Genomic DNA, 21,968 nt, shown 5'->3' with positions numbered 1-21,968 from the left:
GGTTCCATCTAAGGCAAGAAATACTGGCGAGCCGTGGACGCCCAGGGCCATGTTCGAGATGCCCTCTACAAAGGCGCCGAAATAAGAAGGCGGCGGTTCTTCAGCTGATCCGTAAGCTGTTGAAAGCTCAAACTGTCACGCCGTGCCGCTGCCATAACAATCTGGCGCGACATCACCCTATCGGCTGCCGATTAACGATCGCTGCCCGTCCACACCGTACCATGTTCAGATTAAGGCGACACCACCATCGCAACCGATAAACGATCCGCGCACGAAATCTGTTCCCGGTAGCTGGTTGACATGTTCGGGATTGAGCCTGACTTAGTTCCTTTGAGCGGCTCGGAGCAGCCTGAGCGGCCACGGGTCTCGACCAGGCGACAAGCGGCGACCTTTGTGCTTAGTTTTCCTTGTACGTGGTCACTCGACAAAAATGCCGACACTTGTGGCCCGGCCTATGGCGTCAATCACGGTGAGTTTCGAGTAGCCGCCGCCATCCGGCATCCACTGGTTGGTGCGACGCCGAGATATGTCGGGCAATGGCTTGCCATTGGCAAGCCAGCGGAAGGGGGCGCGTCCGCCCTGCAGTTTCAGCGTCAACGGCGAAAGATCGCCGCTCTTGGCGCCAAGATCGACATGCGCGCCCTCGGGGGGATAGACGATCTGCGGCGCCGGTTCGCGGCCGGAGGTCGCCAAAAGGCCACTTGAATTGACGGCAAAACGACGTTGACTGATTGGTAGCGCGGCCTGGGCGATCCGTATTGCTCCCGATGGCGGAGGGGGTAGCGGCGTCGTCGCGATCCCTGATTTTGCAAACCCTTCAAAAAGGATAGGTGCCGCGGTGCCATAACCCGTCAGTCCCGGCACAGCGCCGTTGTCGGGACGCCCTACCCAGACGCCGAGCACATGGCGCCCATCGTAGCCGACGGACCAGGCATCACGATAGCCGTAGCTCGTGCCGGTCTTGTAGGCGATCCCTTGCCTGGGAGCGCCGGCGGGTGGCATGACGCCCGAGAGGATATCGGCGACATTCCAGACAGCCACTGGATCAAGCATGCCCTCGCCATCGATCTTGCCAGGCTGGTCGTTGACGCCATCACCGATGCGCACCGGCTGGCCCCGATTGGCGAGCGCTGTGTAGAGTTGCACCAGATCCCTCAGCGTAACGCCGAGGCCACCCAAGCCGATTGCCAGCCCCGGTGTTTCGTTCGGGGGCAAAAGTGGACGCACTTGCGCACGGCGAAAGCGGATGAGCAGCTTGGCCGGATTGACGGCATCGAGCAGCTTGACGGCCGGCACGTTCAGGGACAGTTGCAGAGCTTCCCGCACGGTAACGTCGCCCTGATAGCTCATGTCGAAATTTCGTGGCCGGTATCCGAAGAAATCGGCCGGACGATCTTCGATGATCGTCTCCTGGCTCACCAGGCCTTCCTCAAATGCAAGGCCATAAATGAACGGCTTCAGCGTCGAGCCAGGCGAACGCCTGGCACGCGTCATGTCGATCCAGCCTGAACGGCTGGCGTCGAAGTAGTCGGCCGAGCCAACTTCGCCGACGATCTCACCGGTCTGTGCATCGGCCATGACCATGGCGATCGACAGCTTCGGGCCGAGTTTCAGGGCGGAGGCGCGGGCAACGGCTTCCAACCCTTCCTGCACCTGCTTCTTTAAGGTCGTCTGGGATTGCAGCGCTTTTAAATCCTTGCGTCGCGCCGCTTCGGCCACGTGCGCGGCGAGCGCCGGAAGCTGCATGCGCCGAGACGGCACCGGCACGATTTCGGCACGTGCCGCCTCACCCTCACCGACAGTCTCGGCGACGGCTGCGCGTTCCAGCACACGTTTGCGCGCTGCCTCGGCCGTCGCGAGATTGCGGTCCGGGCGCCGCTTTTCCGGTAGCTGCGGTAGCGCCACAAGGAGAGCGGCCTCAGCGACAGTCAACCGCCGCGGCTCTTTTCCGAAATAGGCAAGGCTTGCAGCCCGCACACCTTCGAGATTGCCGCCATAGGGCGCGTGCGTCAGGTATAGATCAAGGATTTGCTCCTTGGAGAGCCGTCGTTCAATCTGGAGGGCGCGCGCCATCTGCAGGAGCTTGGCCGACAGCGAGCGGCCCTGGCGCGGTTCGATCAGCCGCGCGACCTGCATCGACAGCGTCGATGCGCCAGAAACGATGTGGCCGTTGGTGACGAGTTGGATGGCGGCACGGCCTATCGCCTGCAGATCGACGCCGGCATGGGTGTAGAACCGCCGGTCCTCGTAAGCGACAAGCATCCTGAGGAATTGTGGATCGACATCGGCCGCTGTGGTCTTCAGACGCCAGAGACCCTCAGGCGTTGCAAAGGCGCGCAGCAACTGGCCGTCCGTGTCGCGCACCTCCGCAGAGACGGTGTCCGCCCTGTCGAGTGGCGGCGGATAGGCCCGGTCGGCAGCGTCGACCAAGACAAGCCCGACGCCGGCAATGAGGATGCCGGCGAGGCCTGCGATCGCGAGCGTCTTCTTGGCTGTCATTTCGGCGCTGCGGTGACCTCCATCTTGCCGGTCGCCGTGCGCGCAGAAAGCTGCGGTCGATACATGTCCTCGACGACGGCTGCCGGATGATCATAGGTGCCCGGTGTGACGGCGCGTACGACATAGGCGACGTTGATTTCGCGATTGTCGTCCGCCGAGCGGTTGAATGCGGCCACGAAGCGGTCATTGCGAAATTCGGTGTGGGCGGCGGTCACCTCGCCGATCCAATCGAAGTTGGTCAGCTGCGCGCTGTCGACCAGACTTGGATTGTCGATCTGGAAGCCGGCCGGCAGCAGATCCGTCACAACGATGCGCGATGGCCAGTTGTTGCTTTCGGTGATGTGCAGGACGACGACATAGCGTTCGTTCTGCATGGCCTCGGTCACATTCGCCTCTTCGCCATCCAGGGTGTAGTAGGTGCGCTCGATGGCAAAGCCGTCCCCACCGGCGGGCAGTGGCACGACGGGGGCGGCAACCGTCGTGACGACTGCCGAGACGGGCTCGCTCGTCTGGTTGGTGAGCGTCAGCGCATTGCCCATCAAGGCATCCCCGGTCATCTTGGCCATATAAGCACCGTTGTGCAGCGCGCCGTTGATGTCGATCTTGATCGAATCGTCGCCGCCCTGGATGGCTCGCGCAGCAAGCAGCATCCAGGCCTGTTCCTGCGTACTCGTGTATTTGCTGTGGTTCCATTCCTTGGCGACAGCTTTTGCGAGTTCAGAAACCACGGGCGGGACGGGGCGGCTTTCTGCGGCAAGAGCAAGGATTGCGGCACCGTCGCGCAGGATCGAGCCGTAGTCCGTTCTCGAAAGATTGACGCGCGTCACCATCGACTGTTCCGACATCTGCAAGGCATCGACGAAGATGTTCTTCGACCGCGTCGCATCGCCGTAAAGCGCCAGTGCCGCCGCGATATGGGCCTTGGCAAGCGGCGTCGGGAAGTCGTTGATCATCGTATCGGCATAGTAGCGAAGGTCGCTGATCGCCGCTTTCTTGTTGCGGGCGAGAACGTAGAGCGCATAGGCGATCTGGTCGCCCTGATCCTTGACATTGACGTCGTAGCTCAGCGCATTTTGAAGGTTTTCCAACGCCTGCGCAAAAGCGCGATCCGGTACGTCATATTTCTGTTCGCGGGCACGCGTCAGGAAATCGGTGACATAGGAATCGAGCCAGAGATCTCCGCTATCAGGCCCCCAGAGGCCAAAACTTCCCGCCGAGGCCTGATAGGAGAGCACCCGGTAGATTGCGTCCTGAATGCGTTTCTTGACGTCGGCGTCATCTTCCAGGCCAGCCTGCCTGGCAAGCTCGCTCAGATAGAGCAGAGGCAGGGCACGGCTCGTCGTCTGCTCGGCGCAGCCAAACGGGTAGCGATCAAGTGACATCAGCAGAGCTGGAATGTCGAAGGCGGCCGAACGCGTGACGCTGACGCTGACGGAGGCGCCTGGCAGTATGCTGTCTGCCAGCAATGCCTTGTCGACAGTAAGCTTGGTTGCTGGATTGAGAGCCAGCACGCGGCGTTCGGTCATCGGCAAAACCGCCGGTCGGACAGGGACGTCGACCGTCTGATCGAGCGACAGGCCAGCCGCATCAGAAAGCTTGATCGAAACGCTGCCATTGCCCGGCTGCTTGCCGGTGACGGCGAGCCTCAGGGCAGTTTTCGCGCCGGCCTCAAGACGGATCGTCTGCGACGTGTGGTTGACCCCCACCGCCTCGTTGCCGGCAACGGTCAGCATAAAGTCGCCAGCTGGCGCGTCGGTATTGGCGATATCGAGGCGAAGCTCGGACCTGTCTCCAGGTGTGAGGAAGCGCGGCAGGCTCGCCGTCACGACGACCGGATCGCGTATGATGACATCCTTCGTCGCATGGCCAACTCCGGCCTTCGACCAGGCGAACGCCATGACGCGGGCTGTCCCGTTGAACTGCGGGATGTCGAAGCTGACGTTTGCCTTGCCCTCAGCGTCAAGTTTCACGGGGCCGGAGAAGAAGGCGACGAGCTTTTGCGTCGGCGGGCTTGCCTGAAGCGCCACGGCACCGCCGTCACCGCCGGTCCTAAGCTTGCCGGTGGCGCCGAGCGAACCGTCGATCAGCCGTCCGTAAAGGTCTCGAATTTCGAGACCGAGCTGGCGCTGGCCGAAATACCAGTCTTCCGGGCTTGGCGTTTCATAGCGGGTCAGGTTGAGAATGCCGACGTCGACCGCAGCAACGGTCACAAAAGCGTCCTCGTTGGCGCCCGCACCGGCAACGGCAAGCGTTATCGGCAGCGGTGCGCGCGGCAGCATCTTCTCCGGCGCGTTGATCGCAACGCGCAATGCACGCTCTGCCGGGTCGACTTTCAGCCATTTCACGCCGATGGCACGCATCGGCATGTGGCTGTCCTGCGCGTCACCGGGGCGAAACAAGGTGGCAGTAACGTAGGCACCGGCACCCCAGTCGGAGGTGACGGGAATTTCGACTTCACCGCCGTTCTCGCCAATGGACGCGTTCTGGACGGCGACGAGATTTTCCGTGCCGGCTGCGATCATCAATTCACCTGCATAGCGCGACGAGACCTTCAGCTTGGCTGTCTCGCCGATCTTGTAGCTGTCCTTGTCCAGCGCGACCTCAAGCCCGTCAGGGGTCTCGGTCGATTTTGCCTGGACGAACCAACCCGCATCGAATTCCACGCTCGAAGCAGGGCCGTCGGTCTCCGTGCTTTCGACTTCGAGGCGGTAGCGTCCCCACGCGACGGGAGATGATATCTTCGCTCCATCGAGGGACGCGTCGACATTGCCATTGGCAACCTGCTTGGCGGTGTAGATCGGCTCGTATTTCCAGGCGGTGCCGTCGCGATACCATTGGTAATCGCGGTCCAGTTTAGAGAGCTTCCAGCGAAGGCCGCCCATCACCTGCTTTTCCCCGCCAGCATCAACGCCGATGACAGTGAAGTTGGCGATCGAATTCTCGCCAAGGTCGCCAGAGAATTCCGGCTTGATACCGATCATCGGACCCTGGTTCTTGACGGGAAGGACGAGCGAACGCTCGATGGCGCGACCGCCGGCTTCCTGCATGCGGATATAGACGGTGGCATTGAGAAGCTGCGTCGTCGCCGGCAGATCACCGACAGTCAACTCCGTGACAGCTTCGCCATTCTCGTCAAGTTCGGGGAGGCCTTCGATCGTCTGGCGTGTGTCTTCGCTTGCTTCCTCGTCGGCGAGGCCGAAAACATAGCCGGGGAAGGCGTCTGCCTGGCGCGTCGGCTTGATGACGACATCGCCCTCAAGTGACAGTCCGGCCGCCGGCGCCCCATAAAGATACTTGCCGCTGATGTTGATTGTCGCGGCCGTTTCAGGGCCGATGACCTTGGCTTCCGTCTTGATCTCCATGTCGGTGCGATCGGGCACGAAGTCATCGACGAGGAAGGTCTTGGTCGCGATTGGCGAACCCTTAGGATCTGTGTGGATGTTCATCGTCCAGGTGCCGCGCATGGCGTTTTCCTGAACGGGCAGGTCGATGGCATAGCCCCCGACATTGCTGGTCTGACTGACGATCCGACGGTCCTCGACACCATCGGGACGCAGGAAGATGAAGGTCAGCGGCAGGTTCTCGATGGCCTTGCCATCGCTATCGCGGGCAAGGGCAGCCGCATGAACCGTTTCGCCGGCGCGGTAGATGCCACGCTCCGTCCAGCTCAAAACATCGATGGCACCAGGCGAGGCACGACCGGTGACGCCGCGATCGGACAGATCAAAGCCAGCGCGCGTCATATCGAGGAACACGTAGTCAGCATCGCCTTTCCTGGCGGTCATTACAGCGGGCGCCAGGGCAGCCGTTGCACGCATCAGGCCGGCGGTGAACGTCGCCCGCCCGTTCTCATCCGTCGTTGCAGTTGCAAGCACTTCATTGTTTTTCGCCAGAAGCTGCAGCTCAATGCCAGCAATCGGCTTTGCCGAGGCAAGCGAGCGGGTGAACACGTTGAGGCCATCGGTACCCGCATACGTCGTAATCCCGATATCAGAAACGACAAACCATTGCGTTGCCTGGGCGTTCCAGTCCTGGTCCGGGGCGTTCTGTGCCGTTGCCGTCAATACATAGACGCCCGGTTTACGCTCTGGCAGTGCCTCGTCCACCGGGAAGCTCGTGACGACGTCCTTGTTCAGATCGTTGGCGATATCGATTGCGCCTTGCCAGACCAGTTCGCCACTCTCGTCTTCAATCCGCTGTGCGCTGTAGCCATCGAGCTGGGTCAGGAACTGCGAGCTCGTCAAAAGCGGTGCGATGCCACGGTCACCGATACGGTAAAGCTTGAGGTTGGCCGATGTCATGTTGACGGAAACGATCGGGATCCCGCGTCGCGCGGTCGAAGGCAACACGAAGCTGTCGCCGGTGAAGCGCACGCTGGCCGTACGATCCTTGACGTAGATGTCAAGGTTGACCGGAGCCTCGAGGACCTCGTCGACCGAGGAGGGCAGGCCGGTGCGGAAGCTGATCTTGTAATTTTCGCCGTGGGTCAGTCCTTCGATGCAGACCTGCTTGTCCTTGGTTTCGAGCGCTTTGGGCGCAGCACCGTTCAGCGTCACGAAAGGCGTATAGTCCAGGGTCTTGATGAGAGGTTCGGAGAACGTCGCGCAGGCGCGCGGACTTGCATTGTCAGCGTCGACAGTATGCTCGGTGACGCGAAACCCTTGCGTCGATTTCAGCTGCAGGAAGGCCGCCTGGACCTCCTTGGAATTCACCAGCGCCAGGCTTGCCTTGTAGGCGTTGAGGGCAGCGCGATAGTTGGTGTTCTTGTCGAGTGCGGCGGCAAGTACGGAAAGCGCCTCGGCACGGGCAGAGGTTGTCCGTGTCAAGTCATAGCCATTGACGGCGGCCAGTACCGCCTGTCCGTAGATCTCGCTGCCATTATTGTCGTCGGTCTTGGCGAAGCTGTCGCCGGCGCGCGCCGTTTCCAGCCAAAGGTCGGCATTGTCGGGGGAAAGCGCCAGTGCACTGCGCAAAGACTTCACCGCGTCGATCGCATTGCCTGCCGTCAGGTCGAGGCGGCCGTTGGCAATCAGGCTGTCGGCGCTCTGGCCCTGCTGATCGTCGGCCACTTCGAGATTGGCTTTGTCGTCGCGCGCCTGTTGGATCACATCGCCCGACAGGAAGCTCAAGCGGGGAGCGGCGCCGATATCCGGCTCCTGCTTTTGGGCGGCGGTCTCGACGATCTTTCCAGCGATGGCGCCCGGGAATGCGTTCATCGTCCTGAAGTCGGACTTCAGGAAGCACCACTTCACCTTCGGATTGTAGGTGAAGGCCTTGCAGGACCTGTCGCCGATGCAGGAAGCTTTGCACTGATCCAACGTAAGGTTCTGTTCGGTCCGCAAATCGAAGCCGAAGTAGTCCGCGTCCTGGATTGTCTGGATTTCGCGTTTCGTGTCCGCCGCAAATGCCGGAAGGCTTGCGGTGATCGACGCGAGAGCAACTGCAGCGATGGCAAAAAACGCGCGTACAGACATTAAGTCCCCCAAAGGTGCTGGCGCTGGTCCGGGGGTGCACTCTCCGCACTCCACAACCGGTTGTCAACTCGACCAAAGCGCTGTTTCGGAATGAGCCAAAGGGCGGCCGCGGCGGGCCTACATGGGCGTGAGGTGCCGGCTTTTGATTTGTTTGGTGGAGGAGCGTGTACAATCGTTACCATGATCAATCCGGGAGACCTCGACATGGCCACCGGCTTTCCCTGAAAAAGCCGGTCTGCCCGGCCCCCTGTCCTCGCATTGCTGTCAAAAACCGCCGAAAATAGAGAGCCTGAGGTTGGTATTTCTGCGCAATTTTCGCAGAAAATCCGTTCTCGCCTTCAAGGCAACCGGTTGATATTCCGGCAAGATCAGCTGGGATCTTACGTGAAGTGCGCTTTGCCATTAACGATTTGTCAATGTTAACAGTGATTTGCCCCCGAGCTATTTTGCTCCAACCCGGAACATATCGACCCAAACGCCGTTATCCCTCGGTCAACATGCAGTTGAGTGTAATCAGTGTTGTGAAAAGAGTAGAACAAGGGACGATTTATGGGCAGCGATGTCGAAAGCAAACCACGGACAAACGGGGTTGCCAGTCAACGCGTCTTGATCGTTGAGGACGAGTTCCTCATTGCCATTGACCTTGAATCGACTGTCAAGGAGATGGGGCTCGACGTGATCGGTTTTGCAACCGACAAGGAGCAAGCGTTGACGCTTGCCCCCATGGCCGATATCGCGTTTGTCGATGTCAACCTTGCTGACGGGGCGACGGGCCCCGAAATCGGGCGGCGTCTCGTTGAGGAATTCGGTGTAACGGTGGTTTTCATGACCGGCAACCCGGAGGCGGTCGTCGGACGAGTTCAAGGGGCGATGGGCGTTGTCAGCAAGCCGACAACGCCCTCGATCGTACAGCGTTCGCTCAGGCATGCACTCGCGGCGCGCTCCGCAGCGGGGCGGTAGTTGTGATCGCTCGATGCGGTGGCGCGGCGCTTACGCCGCCTGAACGTCCAACTGATCCCGCGCGGCAATCACGCCTGTAAGCTCCGCCAGTCCTTTGAGCCACCCGATGCAGGAATAGCCTGGATTCACCTTCTTCGTCCGGTCGCTGAGGGCCGGCGCCCGGTGCTTGACCGGCAGCCAGAAGACTAGATTAAGCCGGTGAGGAGGCCCACGCCAGCCAGTGCAGCAATGCCGCCGGCCGAGCGCATGACAATTGCGCCATGCTGGTCGCTCGCCTTGCCGGTCAGATAACCGAGCGCAATGCCGGCAATGTGCAGCGCCGCCGTCGCCAGCATGAAGCCCGCCGCATAGGCAATGCCGCCGGCCGCTTCAGGCATTTCGGAGCCGTGCGTGTGTCCATGGAAGATTGCAAAGAGGCCGACGCTCCCTGCGGCGATGGCAACGGGAGCACGGATACCGAGCGCGACAATGGCTCCGAGAATGATGACGGAGAAAGCGATACCGGCTTCGACAAAGGGTAACGAAATTCCCACCATACCCAGCGCGCCGCCGACAGCCATCACCAAGACAAAAGTCGTCGGAACGAGCCAGAGCGCACGGCCGCCAAGCTGCCAGGCGAGAACGCCGACAAGAACCATCGCGAGGACGTGATCGAGCCCTGAGACAGGGTGAGTGAAACCGTGAACGAAACCAACCGTTTGTACAATGCTGGTGTGGGCGAAGGCGAGTGACGGAGCAAGGACGCAAGCCGCGAGGGCGGCGTTAAATTTTGAGAGTTTTGAGAACATGGGCGGCTCCTACTTTGTGCGGTCGGCATCGAAAATGGCACGCCGGATCAAGAGGATAAAGAAAAAAAGCGGCGACACCGTCATTTGACGTAGGTCACGTTCCAAACGTCGAGTCGGTTCAAGTTGGCTGCAGCACGCCGAACACAGAAACCAGGCCAAGGACGGCGAACCCCAGCACGATTTCGGTGCCAGTCGCCCACATGAGCGGCTGCAATGACGGGTTGCGGGCAAGCCTCGGAACAAGAACGTAGCGATTGCCTATCGCAAGCGCGACCAAAACGAACACGATCAGGATCTTGATGCTGAGCAGAAACTGATACTCGAGCTGCCAATCCAGCGGAGCGGATCCGACGATCAGGGCCGTATTGATGACGCCGGTTGTGATGACGAGTGTCACCGCGAAATGGCCCACAGTGGAAAACCGCATGAGCGCGGTTCGTGCATCGTTCTGCCATCGCACGTCTGTCAGCATCGGCAAGGTGACGACGATAGGCGCCAAAGCCCCGAGCCAGGCGCCTCCTGACAGGAGATGAAGGCCATCGTTGACGTGGTGTATCACGCGTAACCAGCCGCTGTTCATCGCCGCATGGCCGGCGATCGCCAGGCTGATGAGGAGTAATCCGGCGCCGACCGCGCTGGCGCGATATCTAAACCGGCCTGTTGTCAGGTACGATGCGATGAGGAGACTGGTGGCACCAGCTTGGGCAATCCAGGCCTGCCCCACACTGGTTCCTGTAAGGACGGAGAGCAGCATTTGTGGTGCAAACGCGTCGGTCCAGCCCTCGCCGATCATTGCCGTTTGCACCGGGAGTAGTGATACGGTCGCACCGATGATCAGAAGCGTTGCGAGGGCATAGCAATGGCGGAGCCGCAGGCTCACCCGTGCCGCCAGGTCTGCAGGCGCAATCCAGCAGATATAGGCTGATGCGCCCCACAGAAACACGGCTGAGCCGTAGCTCAGGAAGCGGCACAGGATGAGCGCAGCGTCTGGGGTCACGGATTGACCGTGAAGTCGTAAGCACCCGTGCTCTTATGACCGTCCGTCGACAGGACGTGCCATTGCACTTTGTAAGCGCCGGGGGCGAGCTTTACCGGAAGGGGAACCGTCAGGGTCTGGCCTTCATCCGTCAGCATAGCATCACCTGTCTTCACCAAAGCCTTGTCCGGCCCGATGATTTTCACGCCGGAGAACTTGACATCGAGCCCTTCGGAAAAGTGCAGATCGAGTTCGTCTGGGGAGGTTGCGACCGTTGCCTTATCGGCAGGCACGCTCTCAGTAAGATGAGCGTGTGCGAAAGCCTGCCCGGCAAAGCCGACGAGTGCAAGGGCGGACAGAGCGGTAAAGCGTGAACGTAGGGACATGTTCCTATCTCATATTTTTGTCATGGTTCCGATGCGATAGTGCGCGCCAGCCTGCTGGTCGCGGCATCTACTGCGGTTTGGACATATCCATCCCGCCCATGTCGGAGTGGTGATCCTTGGAGCCGGCGCCACCGGCGCTTTCCACATCAAACTCTATATCGACGGAGCCCGCCTTTTCGAATGTCAGGGTTGCCTTGATCATCTCGCCCTCCTTGAAGGGCTTTTTCACGCCCATGAACATGACGTGGAAGCCGCCAGGTTTCAGCTCGACGGTCTGACCGGCTGGAATGACGAGCCCGCCGGCAACGGGGCGCATGGTCATCACGCCATTATTGACGCTCATCTGATGGACTTCGGTTGTCGCGGCCCGATCCGACGTGATGCTGACCAGCTTGTCGTCGACAGAACCCGTGTTGGTCAGCTTCAGGTAGCCGCCGCCGACCTTAGCGCCTGGCACCATGGCCCGCGCGTGTGGGTGGCCGATGTCGATGTCGCCGACCTTGATGTCATTGGCCGCGGCAAATGTAACAAAAAGACCGGCAAACAGGAGGCTCGCGATGAAGGTTCTAAGGTTTTTCATGAGGCTATTCTCGGTTTTGGCCGTCGCGTGGGTGAGCGGATCATGCCAACCTCTTTGACGGCCTGTGTGAATGAAAACGAAACGACGGGATCCGCCACGCGGTCGACCGGCGCACCGGCGAATGACGATTGGCAATGGACTGATGTCACGGTGTCGACCGCGGCTCAGGTCTACCCGAAAACCGGGATCTGTGGTGGAGCTCTCGGCCCTCTGTTGGGCGGAAACGGCTCCTCGTTCCTCGCCTCCCTCATCGAGGGTAGAGTGACGTCGGTGTCGATCCGAAGCCTTACGACGTCGGCCAAATCGGGCAACGGCAGGAGCGTCGAGGCAGCAATGCGGCATGCCTCACAGCCATGGCCATGCACTTTTCCATGGTGGTCGACAGTGCGCTTGCTGCCGTCAGTGCAGATGACAGGCAATGTGCCATCCGGCAGAACGTACTCGGTCAACTCTGCGGAAGCTAATGCGCCACGCGCGACGCCTGGGACTTGATGGGAGAAGCCCAGCGACAGAAGTGCTATCGCGCAGATGACCCGCACGAACCACCCTGTAAATCTCGGATTCACGACCGACCTCAGCCTTTGCTCCTCCAGTTGGCAAGAAGCTCTACGGCAGATTCTTGCAAACCTCAATGCGGCAATTGCCGCGCCACCCATCTTATTGGCTACAGACTGACCGCGCCTCGCGCAGCCTGGTCGTATTGACCGGATAGAAGCCGCATAAGGGCCGCAAACTGGCTCATAGCCTCTTCATCAATTGCCAGCGACTTCATTCCGGAGACCAGAAGAGCTTCGCGCACCTCATGATAGTGACGGCAGACCTTCTCGCCCTCGCTGGTAACCCGTATCGTCTTTTCCTTGCCGCGTCTGCCGCTTTCGACCAGGCCAAGTGATTGCAGCTTCTTCACTGCATAGGTCACGATATGCGTGTCCTCGATGTTGAACATGACAGCGATGTCAGCGAGGGTTTTTTCGCGGCTGCGATGATTGGCAGCATGCAGGATGAGCACGTCTGTGGGCTGAAGGCCAGGCGCGCCTGCTGCCGCCATGCATCGGATGATCCATCGCTGAAATGCATTGCCAGCAACCGTCAATGCAAATTCCATCTCTGATAGCGCCGGCATCGCGCCTTCTGCGAGGTGAGACGCCGACACGACCGGCCCGATGGAATGCTCGCCACTTTTCATATTTGCGTCACTCACAATTTGTCGATATTTTATCGGCAAATTACAGCAATTGAAGCTTTTTAGGAAGGGCTACCAAGGGTGGGCGGCAAATGACGGATGGTGCTTGGGATTTCTGGATCGATCGTGGCGGTACCTTTACGGATGTGATCGGGCGCGCTCCTGACGGCAGCCTCCACCCACGCAAGCTTCTGTCGGAAAATCCCGAAGCTTATCGCGACGCCGCCATCCAAGGTATCCGTGACCTTCTCGGTGTCCCAGATGGAGAAGCCATCTCGTTCCGGCTGATAGGCGATGTCCGCATGGGGACGACGGTAGCCACCAACGCGCTTCTCGAACGTAAAGGTGACAGGGTCCTGCTTCTCATCACCAAGGGCTTTCGGGACGCTCTGCGTATCGCCTATCAGGCGCGGCCGGATATTTTCGCGAAGGAGATCGTTCTTCCGGAGCAGCTCTATGAACGTGTTATCGAAGTGGATGAACGCGTTCGCGCGGACGGCTCGATCGAAGTCCAGCTCGACCTTTTGGCAGTGAAGGATAAGATCGAGGCGGCCAAATCCGACGGTATCGATGCCGTGGCCATCGTCTTCATGCATTCCTGGACGTATCCGCAACACGAGGATGCGGTTGCCGAACTTTGCAGGTCAATTGGATTTCGGCAGGTCTCCGTCAGCCATCAAGTTTCGCCTTTGATCAAACTCGTGGGACGGGGAGATACGACGGTTGTTGATGCGTACCTCTCTCCGATTCTATCGCGCTACGTACAGCAGGTCGCTGCGGAGCTCGGCATCGACAAATCCACGGACCGTGCGCCGCGACTGAAGTTCATGATGTCATCCGGCGGATTGACTGCTGCTGACCTGTTTCAGGGCAAAGACGCGCTTTTGTCTGGTCCAGCGGGCGGCGTGGTCGGCATGGTGGAAACCGCAAAACTTGCCGGTTTCCACAAAGTAATCGGTTTCGATATGGGCGGCACGTCAACTGACGTAGCCCACTACGATGGCGAATACGAGCGCGCGTTTGACACCGAAGTTGCGGGCGTGCGGGTGCGCGCGCCGATGATGCGGATCCACACGGTTGCAGCCGGCGGCGGCTCGATCCTCCACTTCGACGCCGGTCGCTTTCGCGTCGGCCCGGACTCTGCTGGCGCCAATCCGGGGCCGGCCTGCTATCGCCGGGGCGGCGGATTGGCGGTGACCGACGCAAATGTCATGTTAGGCAAGCTGCAGCCGGATCTATTTCCGCCAATTTTTGGTCCGAACCAGGATCAGCCGCTCGACGCCGCTGTCGTCCACGAGAAATTTCAGACACTTGCCGCCGAGGCCGGCGGCGGACATACCCCTGAAAGCGTGGCTGCAGGCTTCATCAGGATCGCCGTCGAGAACATGGCCAATGCAATCAAGAAGATCTCCGTGCAGCGTGGCTATGACGTCACCGGCTACTTGCTGAATTGTTTCGGCGGTGCCGGTGGCCAACATGCCTGCCTCGTTGCCGATGCGCTTGGCATGTCGGCCGTCCTCATCCATCCATACTCGGGGTTATTGTCGGCTTATGGCATGGGTCTGTCATCGGTCTTTGCCTCCCGCCAGCAGGCGCTGCTGAAGCCCGTATCCGATCAGGCCAAGCCGGCGATTGATGAACTGATCGCTTCGCTGAGCAGTGAAGTCGCTGGGGACCTCGCGGCCCAAGGGATCGCGAGAGATGCAATCGATTTCAGGCCTGTTTTGCACATCCGCTATGACGGAACGGATACGACGCTGCCGGTGAATTTCGAAGATGGATCCATCGATGGCGCAAGAAGCAATTTCGAACGCGCGCATAAGGCGCAATTCGGATTCATCTATGATGGAAAGACAATCATCGTCGATTCTGTGGGTGTTGAAGGCACGGATGGAAGCAGCGCCACGCATGAGGAAAGCGACCAAGTGATGGATCGCAGGCTTGTAGTTGCAGACGAGAGCCGTCGTATCTTCGTCGATGGCTCATGGCAGGATGCGGGCGTCTTCCGGCGCGCCAATCAGGCGCCAGGAGCTATGATTGCCGGCCCAGCGCTGATCATTGAAGCCAATCAGACGATTGTCGTGGAGCCAGGCTGGCAAGCGGCGATCACCGCCAAAGACCATGTGTTGCTGCGCAGGACCGAGAAGAAGCGAAATCCCGCAGCGTTGGGAACGGAGGCGGATCCAATCATGCTGGAGGTCTTCAACAATCTTTTCATGTCAATTGCAGAGCAGATGGGCGTGACGCTCCAAAACACCGCCTACTCCGTTAACATAAAGGAGCGTCTCGATTTTTCCTGTGCAGTTTTTGATCGTACCGGGGCTTTGGTTGCCAATGCTCCACACATGCCGGTGCATCTTGGGTCAATGGACCGATCGGTGGAAGCCATCATCCACTTGAACCAAGGCACTATTCGACCCGGCGACGTTTTCGCATTGAACGCACCTTACAATGGTGGCACGCACTTGCCCGACATTACCGTTGTGACGCCTGTCTTCGATGATATAGGGCACGACATATTGTTTTATGTCGCGTCTCGCGGTCATCATGCCGATATCGGGGGAACCGCGCCTGGGTCCATGACGCCACTTGCGACGACGGTCGACGAGGAGGGAATTCTCTTCGACAACTTCAAGCTCGTCGATCGCGGTGAGTTTCGCGAGAGGCAGTTACACGATCTCTTGACCAGACATCCCTATCCTGCCCGCAATCCGCAACAGAACATCGGTGATATCAAGGCGCAGATCGCCTCGAACGAGAAGGGTGTGGCAGAACTGCGCAAGATGGTCGCTCATTTCGGGCTTTCCGTCGTTGAGGCATATATGGGCCATGTCCAGGATAATGCGGCAGAGAGTGTGCGCCGCGTCCTCGAACGCCTTCCTGATGCTTCTGAATACAGCTATCCGACCGACAGCGGCCAGACTATCAAGGTGAGGATTACGATCGACCGAGATAAGCGCGAGGCGACGGTCGATTTCACCGGCACATCGAAAGTTGAGAAGAATAATTTCAATGCTCCGGAACCCGTAACACGAGCTGCTGTGCTTTACGCTTTTCGCGTGATGGTCGAGGATAATATCCCGATGAACGCCGGCTGCCTCAGGCCGATCAGGATCGTCATTCCGGACGGCTGCATGTTGAAGCCCGCTTATCCCGCCGCTGTCGTGGCCGGCAACGTGGAGACCTCGCAGCACGTTACGAACGCGCTTTTCGGGGCGATGGGAGCGATGGCCAACGCCCAGGGGACAATGAACAATCTGACCTTCGGCAATGATCTCTATCAATATTACGAAACGATCTGCTCTGGATCGCCGGCGGGCCATATGAACAGCGGTCGAGCCTTTGCCGGGACGTCCGGCGTTCATACCCACATGACCAATTCCCGGCTAACGGATCCCGAAGTACTTGAGCTTCGCTTTCCGGTCCTGCTCGAAGACTTTCATATTCGGGAAGGCTCTGGGGGCAGGGGAAACTGGAACGCTGGCGACGGCACAAAACGGACGATCCGTTTTCTCGAACGGATGGAATGCGCAATCCTGTCGTCCCACCGCAACCGGCCGCCCAAGGGCTGCAATGGTGGTCACGACGGGGAAGCCGGATCCACGACGGTTCGACGTCTGGATGGTCGTGTTGATACATTGAGGGCGAGCGATCAGACAGTCTTGGAAGCGGGCGAAGCCGTAACCGTTACGACGCCGACCGCCGGTGGCTTCGGCACGTTGTTGCCATGATAGGCCAACGGACTCAAGCGTGTCCTTGCCTTCATGGCAATAGTTCACCAGCCGTCTGAAAACCGGCCGGGCTCATACATCTTAAAGGCGGTCAGCCGGAAAGCTTGTGCTTCGTTGCAAGAGGTGCACTTCTCAACGGAACTTGCCTGCTGCATCCTGTCGCTATCAAGAAAGGGCTTCAATGCAAACGGGGATATTGCGCTAAGGAAAGCATATCAACGCGCTGGGCATTAAATTAGTCCCTGGACACGAATCGACCACCTTCTGCGCTCCGGCGCAGCAGATCAGACGGCGGTTCGGCGAGGTCTTCGGCGGCCAATGTTTCAAGTGCGGCAACAACGCCAGCAAGTCCGCGCTCTTCAGCGTAATGCATGAGACCACCACGCCAGCGCGGGAAGCCATATCCATGGATTTCCACGAGGTCGATGTCCCCAGCTCTTAGCGCGACCTTTTCGTGCAGGATCTTCGCGGCCTCGTTGACCATCGGTAAGGCGATGCAGTCGATGATGCGGGCTTCATCCCACTCTTGCTGCGACGTTTCCCGGGCTTCCTCGGCAATAATGCTGGCGACGATTTCCGAGGGCTGAGGAGTGCGCTCGCCTTTCGCGTAGTCGTACCAGCCGCCGCCGCTTTTCTGCCCGAAGCGTTCCAGCGTGCAAAGCCGGTCCGCGATCGGCGCGAAGGGGGTCTCGCCGCGGGCGCGCGCCGCCCTGCGTTGGAAAGCGGCAATGTCAAGGCCGCCGAGGTCCTGCGCCTCGAATGGGCCCATCGGAAGGCCAAAGGCACGCATGGCCGTATCGACCGCCTGTGGTGTCGCGCCTGATAGCAACAGGCGCTCGGCCTGGGCGCGGGTGACTTTCAGGATCCTGTTCCCGATAAAGCCATTGCAGATGCCGGCTCGCACCGGGATCTTCTTCAGCATGCGGGCGAGCGCGAAACCCGTCGCAAGTGTTGCGGGAGTGGTTTGAGCTGTCGGCACGATCTCCAGCAGCTTCATGACGTGTGCCGGGCTGAAGAAATGCAGCCCGACAAAGCGCTCGGGGTGCTTGATGCCGGCCGCTATCTGCTCGGGATCGAGGTAGGAGGTGTTCGTTGCGAGCACGGCATCGCAATGGCAGGCTGTCGAAAGCTTGCCGAAGACCTCACGCTTCACGTCGAGATCTTCAAACACCGCTTCGATGACGATGTCGGTCCGAGCAAGGAGCCCGTAGTCGGTCGTACCGATGATACCGGAGAGACGTTCAGCCGCCGTTTCAAACGTGATTCTGCCGCGCTTGACGGAGCTTTCAAAAATCGAGCGTAGGTTAGATAGCCCCCGCTCGACCGCCACTTCGTCGCGTTCTACGAGCGTGACGGGCAGACCCGCATCGCGAAGGGCCGCGGCAATCCCTGCTCCCATGGTGCCGCCGCCGATGACCGCGGCAGAACGGATCGGGCGCGGTTCAATACCAGCAAGCTCTGGGGGACGTGGCGCGCTGCGCTCTGCGAAGAAAACATGGCGCAGGGCGGCAGCCTGGGGCGAGCCGCGCAGTTCGAGAAACGTCTGGCGCTCGAAGGCCATGGCGGTGTCAAAATCGGCCTCTGCCGCCTTGCGCACGCAGGCAAGAGCACGAAGCGGCGCATCTTCGCGCTTGGCGCGGCTGGCGACAGCTTTTGAGGTTGTTTCCCAGAAGCTTGGGTCAACGACTGGCACGCTTCGTTGGCGCAGTGGAAGTGGAAGCGATTGATCCGCAGCCGCGCGCGCAAAATCGATCGCGCCCTTTTCCAGATCACCCTCAACGACGGCGTCGATCAACCCCTGTGATCTGGCCTTCGGCGCTGCCACCGATGTGCCTGTTGTGACCATCTCCGTTGCGAGCGCCGGTCCAATCAGCCGCGGCAGGCGCACGCTACCCCCAGCACCCGGAACGATGCCGAGCAGGACTTCGGGTAGACCGACGCTTGCCGATGGCACGGCTACGCGAAAACGGCAGCCGAGCGCCACCTCGAGCCCGCCACCGAGCGCACTGCCATGAATTGCAGCTATCCATGGTTTTGTCGCTGTTTCGATACGAGCGACGAGATCAGGAAGGTGAGGGGGCATCGGCGGCTTGCCGAATTCGTTGACATCAGCACCGGCAATGAACGTTCTGCCCTCGCAGATCAGCACCACTGCTCGCACCGAGGGATCGGTATCCAGCGTCTCGGCAGCATTCCACAGATCCTGCCGCACCGCATGCGACAGAGCGTTGACGGGCGGGTTGTCAATGGCGATGACGGCAATGTCGCTGTTGCGTTCGATGGTGACGGTCATGATGTCATCTCCCCAGGTAAGCTACGCGAATGCCTTAGTCGGCGATCAGGTCCTGCGCTGGCCCCTACATTGTAATCCGGCCAGCCGCCTTTGGGCGGCGCCACATGACGGTGCGGAATCGGTTCGCCACGAAGGCGGTATCGGTCAGGCTGGCATTGCCTGCCGGGTTGGCGCCGGTGACGTGAAAATCGCTAAACGCAGCACTCTGGTTGACAAAGATGCCGCCGGTCAGATTGATCGAAAGGTTGACGCCGGCTTTGGCAAAGGCGTCCACGGCAGTATCGATTCGGCCTTCGTCGGTGTCGTAGAGCGCCGCCGTGATGGCACCCTTGCGACGGGCAAGGCTTGCCGCCTTTTCGATGCCATCGGTGGCATCCGCAACGCCGACGATAAAGGCGATCGGGCCGAACCGCTCTTCCTCGTGCACATCCGTCCTGTCGGCATCGACCGCAAGGATCAGGGGCGTTGCCGTGTGCTGATCTCCTGCGTTGATCGAGGCAGAATCGCGAACGATCCTTCCGAGGCCACGAGCGGCCTCGATCCGGGCCATGGTTGCCGGATTGGCGATCGCGCCGCAGATGCCGGCGGCGCGCGCCGTATCGACAAGCAACTTGTCGATCGCCGCAACCATGCCCACCAAAACCTCGTCAAAGCTCTTGTGACCGTCGTTCGTCTCGATGCCGTTCCTGGGGACGTAGATGTTCTGCGGCGCGGTGCACATCTGGCCGCTGTAGAGCGAGAGCGAGAAGGCGATGTTGGCGCACATGCCTGTGAAATCGTCGGTGGCAGCGACGACGATCGAATTGACGCCCGCCTCTTCCGTGTAGACCTGAGCTTTTCCAGCATGTCGGCGCACCCAATCGCCGAAGCTGTTCGAGCCCGTGTAATCAATGATCGACACCGCATCGTTCTCAACGAGATCGCGGGTGATTTCGGCCCCCGGCGCATCGGCTGCAAGAAGCGCGATATTGGCGTCAAATCGCTCTTCGGCAAGCACCTGCCGGATAACCGAAACGGTGATCGCCAGCGGCAGGATCGCGCCCGGATGTGGTTTGACGATGACCGTATTGCCCGTTGCCAGGCTGGCAAACAGGCCGGGATAGCTGTTCCATGTCGGAAAAGTCTGGCAGCCGATCACCAGCGACACGCCGCGCGGCACGATCCGCCAGTGCTTTTCGAGAACGATCGGCTCGGCTTTTCCCTGTGGTTTGGTCCAGATGGCCTGCGTCGGCGTGCGGGTCATTTCCGAAAAGGCATAGGCAACGGCCTCAAGGCCACGGTCCTGAGCATGCGGTCCGCCAGCCTGAAAAGCCATGGCAAAAGCCTGTCCCGTCGTGTGCATCACGGCATTGGCGATTTCGAAGCTGATGCGATTAAGGCGGGCCAGAACTTCAAGGCAGATACCGACGCGTGTCTTAACCGAGGTATCCGCCCATGCGGGTGCCGCAGCCTGCGAGGCGGCAATCAGGGTTTCGACATCGGTAGCCGGATAGGTGATGCAGAGCGGCGGGCCGAATGGCGAAACCTCCGCGCCGATCTGCGCCGTCTCAGGATGACCCGACAAAGCAAAAGGCTTGCCGAGCCGAGCATTGTAGGATGCGAGGCCATCGTCCTTAGCGGCTTCGCCATAAATCTTGCCGCTTGGGGTTTCAGGATAGGCCGACCAGTAGCCGCGGTCTTGCGTCGCCTGCAAAGCTGCGGCAAGTGTCGGCTGGTGGCGGTCGAAAAGGGCATCCATCACATGTTCCTCTCATGCTGTGGATTTATAATTGACCGGCCGGTCGGTTTATGCAAGAGTTTTTTCATGAGCCGCCCGATCCTGGCGGAACTGGAGGAAACATGTCCGAATCCGACACCGTCCTATCGGCGTTTGCCGATGGCGTCCTTACGCTGACGCTCAACCGGCCCGACAAGCTCAATGCGTTCAACGAGGGGATGCATCTGGCGCTGCGGGCAGGCTTCGAACGCGCGCATCAGGATGCGTCCGTGCGGGCTGTGCTTCTGACCGGTGCCGGTCGCGGCTTCTGCGCAGGGCAGGATCTTGGCGATCGCGATCCGCGCAAGGGTGGGGCGGCACCGGACCTTGGACGCACGATCGAGCTTTTCTACAACCCGCTGATCCGTCTGATCAGGACGCTGGAAAAGCCGGTCATCTGTGCCGTGAACGGCGTTGCCGCAGGTGCCGGCGCCAATATCGCGCTTGCTTGCGACATCACATTGGCCGCCCGCTCGGCGCGTTTCATTCAGGCCTTTGCCAAGATCGGTCTGGTGCCGGATTCCGGCGGCACCTGGAGCCTGCCCAGGCTGCTTGGTGAAGCGCGCGCCAAGGCGCTGGCACTAACAGCTGAACCTCTGGACGCGGAAACGGCGGCGAGCTGGGGCATGATCTGGAAGGCGGTCGACGATGCGGCACTTCTTGCCGAGGCCGAGGCTCTTGCGACGAAACTCGCGGCTGGACCGACACTCGGCCTCGGCATGACCAAGCGTGCCATTCAGGCCGCGGCAAAGAATTCGCTGGATGAGCAGCTCGAGCTCGAACGCGACCTGCAGCGCGAGGCCGGACGCAGCGCGGACTACGCCGAGGGCGTGGCCGCGTTCCTGGAAAAGCGCAAGCCGGAGTACAAGGGACAATGACCGACAGGATCGTCGCGACGGCGCAGGAGCTTGCCGATGCTTGCGCGGATGCCATGTGGCGCGAGGATAACGCCACCCGTCATCTCGGCATGGTCATGGAACGCGTGGCGCCCGGGATGGCTGTGATCTCCATGGTCATCAAGCCGGAGATGACCAACGGCCACGGAATTTGCCATGGCGGCTATATCTTTACGCTGGCCGATTCCGCCTTCGCCTTTGCCTGCAACACCTACAACCAGCGGACGGTCGGGCAGCACTGCTCGGTTACCTATATCGCGCCGGCCCTTGCCGGCGACCGGTTGACAGCTTGTGCGCGTGAGGTTTCGCGGCGCGGCCGTGGCGGCATTTACGACATCAACGTGACCAATCAGAACGGCGAGAACATAGCCGAATTTCGCGGCCACTCGCGCACCGTCAAGGGCACCCTTTTGCCGGAAAAGGCGTGAAGCCGCCGGCCGCTCATC

Annotated in this window: 13 protein-coding genes; 4 read left to right on the top strand and 9 right to left on the bottom strand. The window is 60.3% G+C overall.

The annotated features are described in order from the left end of the window. Positions 1-417: 417 nt before the first annotated feature. Together pbpC and ATY79_RS25165 are read right to left on the bottom strand one after the other, a co-directional pair. Positions 418-2,499, bottom strand: a complete 2,082-nt coding sequence (pbpC, locus tag ATY79_RS25170) for a penicillin-binding protein 1C (protein WP_088705231.1) — start codon at positions 2,497-2,499, stop codon at positions 418-420. Next, positions 2,496-7,973 carry an alpha-2-macroglobulin family protein gene (locus tag ATY79_RS25165; protein ID WP_088705230.1) on the bottom strand — a complete coding sequence of 1,826 codons (5,478 nt, stop codon included), beginning with the start codon at positions 7,971-7,973 and terminating at the stop codon, positions 2,496-2,498. Before ATY79_RS25165 ends, pbpC begins: the two co-directional genes overlap by 4 nt. Before the next feature lie 549 nt (positions 7,974-8,522). Here ATY79_RS25165 and ATY79_RS25160 point away from each other — a divergent pair. Then, positions 8,523-8,933 carry a response regulator gene (locus tag ATY79_RS25160; protein ID WP_088705229.1) on the top strand — a complete coding sequence of 137 codons (411 nt, stop codon included), beginning with the start codon at positions 8,523-8,525 and terminating at the stop codon, positions 8,931-8,933. A 185-nt stretch (positions 8,934-9,118) separates the two neighbouring features. Here ATY79_RS25160 and ATY79_RS25155 read toward each other — a convergent pair whose 3' ends face one another. The 5 genes from ATY79_RS25155 to ATY79_RS25130 form a co-directional block, all read right to left on the bottom strand. Next, a complete protein-coding gene (locus tag ATY79_RS25155; protein ID WP_088705228.1) occupies positions 9,119-9,721 on the bottom strand; it encodes a HupE/UreJ family protein in 603 nt (200 codons plus the stop codon). Positions 9,722-9,839: 118 nt separating this feature from the next. Next, complete coding sequence (gene copD / locus ATY79_RS25150) at positions 9,840-10,718, bottom strand: copper homeostasis membrane protein CopD (RefSeq protein WP_088705227.1); 879 nt, start codon at positions 10,716-10,718, stop codon at positions 9,840-9,842. Beyond that, entirely contained in the window at positions 10,715-11,083 is a 369-nt protein-coding gene (gene copC / locus ATY79_RS25145) for a copper homeostasis periplasmic binding protein CopC (RefSeq protein ID WP_088705226.1), read from the bottom strand. Before copC ends, copD begins: the two co-directional genes overlap by 4 nt. Positions 11,084-11,150: 67 nt before the next feature. Then, entirely contained in the window at positions 11,151-11,663 is a 513-nt protein-coding gene (locus tag ATY79_RS25140) for a copper chaperone PCu(A)C (RefSeq protein WP_088705225.1), read from the bottom strand. A gap of 664 nt (positions 11,664-12,327) precedes the next feature. Beyond that, positions 12,328-12,786, bottom strand: coding sequence for a winged helix DNA-binding protein (locus tag ATY79_RS25130; RefSeq protein ID WP_245312442.1), 459 nt, complete (start codon positions 12,784-12,786; stop codon positions 12,328-12,330). A 152-nt stretch (positions 12,787-12,938) separates the two neighbouring features. Between ATY79_RS25130 and ATY79_RS25125 the strand changes: the two genes are divergently transcribed. Beyond that, positions 12,939-16,577 carry a hydantoinase B/oxoprolinase family protein gene (locus ATY79_RS25125; protein ID WP_088705223.1) on the top strand — a complete coding sequence of 1,213 codons (3,639 nt, stop codon included), beginning with the start codon at positions 12,939-12,941 and terminating at the stop codon, positions 16,575-16,577. 235 nt (positions 16,578-16,812) lie between these two features. Here ATY79_RS25125 and ATY79_RS25120 read toward each other — a convergent pair whose 3' ends face one another. Then, positions 16,813-18,870 (bottom strand): 3-hydroxyacyl-CoA dehydrogenase NAD-binding domain-containing protein, encoded by a 2,058-nt coding sequence (locus ATY79_RS25120; RefSeq protein WP_088705222.1) that lies wholly within the window; start codon positions 18,868-18,870, stop codon positions 16,813-16,815. A gap of 64 nt (positions 18,871-18,934) precedes the next feature. Continuing rightward, positions 18,935-20,608 carry a phenylacetic acid degradation protein PaaN gene (gene paaN / locus ATY79_RS25115; protein ID WP_088705221.1) on the bottom strand — a complete coding sequence of 558 codons (1,674 nt, stop codon included), beginning with the start codon at positions 20,606-20,608 and terminating at the stop codon, positions 18,935-18,937. A 101-nt stretch (positions 20,609-20,709) separates the two neighbouring features. Here paaN and paaG point away from each other — a divergent pair, with 101 nt between their 5' ends. After that, entirely contained in the window at positions 20,710-21,504 is a 795-nt protein-coding gene (gene paaG / locus ATY79_RS25110; RefSeq protein WP_088705220.1) for a 2-(1,2-epoxy-1,2-dihydrophenyl)acetyl-CoA isomerase PaaG, read from the top strand. Beyond that, positions 21,501-21,950 carry a hydroxyphenylacetyl-CoA thioesterase PaaI gene (gene paaI, locus ATY79_RS25105; RefSeq protein ID WP_088705219.1) on the top strand — a complete coding sequence of 150 codons (450 nt, stop codon included), beginning with the start codon at positions 21,501-21,503 and terminating at the stop codon, positions 21,948-21,950. The genes paaG and paaI overlap by 4 nt, the downstream gene beginning before the upstream one ends. The last annotated feature ends 18 nt before the right edge of the window (positions 21,951-21,968 follow it).

The organism is Rhizobium sp. R693, from assembly GCF_002211315.1.
In the GTDB taxonomy this organism is placed as follows: Bacteria; Pseudomonadota; Alphaproteobacteria; order Rhizobiales; family Rhizobiaceae; genus Rhizobium.
Note: the sequence above shows the minus strand (reverse complement) of the source record. Positions and strands in the feature narration are given on the sequence as shown.

Bases quoted from the DNA above. Each gene is read 5' to 3' on its own strand.
- paaG (WP_088705220.1), top strand. From the start codon at position 20,710: ATGTCCGAATCCGACACCGTCCTATCGGCGTTTGCCGATGGCGTCCTT.
- copC (WP_088705226.1), bottom strand. From the start codon at position 11,083: ATGTCCCTACGTTCACGCTTTACCGCTCTGTCCGCCCTTGCACTCGTC.
- ATY79_RS25155 (WP_088705228.1), bottom strand. From the start codon at position 9,721: ATGTTCTCAAAACTCTCAAAATTTAACGCCGCCCTCGCGGCTTGCGTC.
- ATY79_RS25165 (WP_088705230.1), bottom strand. From the start codon at position 7,973: ATGTCTGTACGCGCGTTTTTTGCCATCGCTGCAGTTGCTCTCGCGTCG.
- ATY79_RS25120 (WP_088705222.1), bottom strand. From the start codon at position 18,870: ATGACCGTCACCATCGAACGCAACAGCGACATTGCCGTCATCGCCATT.
- ATY79_RS25125 (WP_088705223.1), top strand. From the start codon at position 12,939: ATGACGGATGGTGCTTGGGATTTCTGGATCGATCGTGGCGGTACCTTT.
- ATY79_RS25140 (WP_088705225.1), bottom strand. From the start codon at position 11,663: ATGAAAAACCTTAGAACCTTCATCGCGAGCCTCCTGTTTGCCGGTCTT.
- pbpC (WP_088705231.1), bottom strand. From the start codon at position 2,499: ATGACAGCCAAGAAGACGCTCGCGATCGCAGGCCTCGCCGGCATCCTC.
- ATY79_RS25130 (WP_245312442.1), bottom strand. From the start codon at position 12,786: ATGCCGGCGCTATCAGAGATGGAATTTGCATTGACGGTTGCTGGCAAT.
- paaI (WP_088705219.1), top strand. From the start codon at position 21,501: ATGACCGACAGGATCGTCGCGACGGCGCAGGAGCTTGCCGATGCTTGC.
- ATY79_RS25160 (WP_088705229.1), top strand. From the start codon at position 8,523: ATGGGCAGCGATGTCGAAAGCAAACCACGGACAAACGGGGTTGCCAGT.
- paaN (WP_088705221.1), bottom strand. From the start codon at position 20,608: ATGGATGCCCTTTTCGACCGCCACCAGCCGACACTTGCCGCAGCTTTG.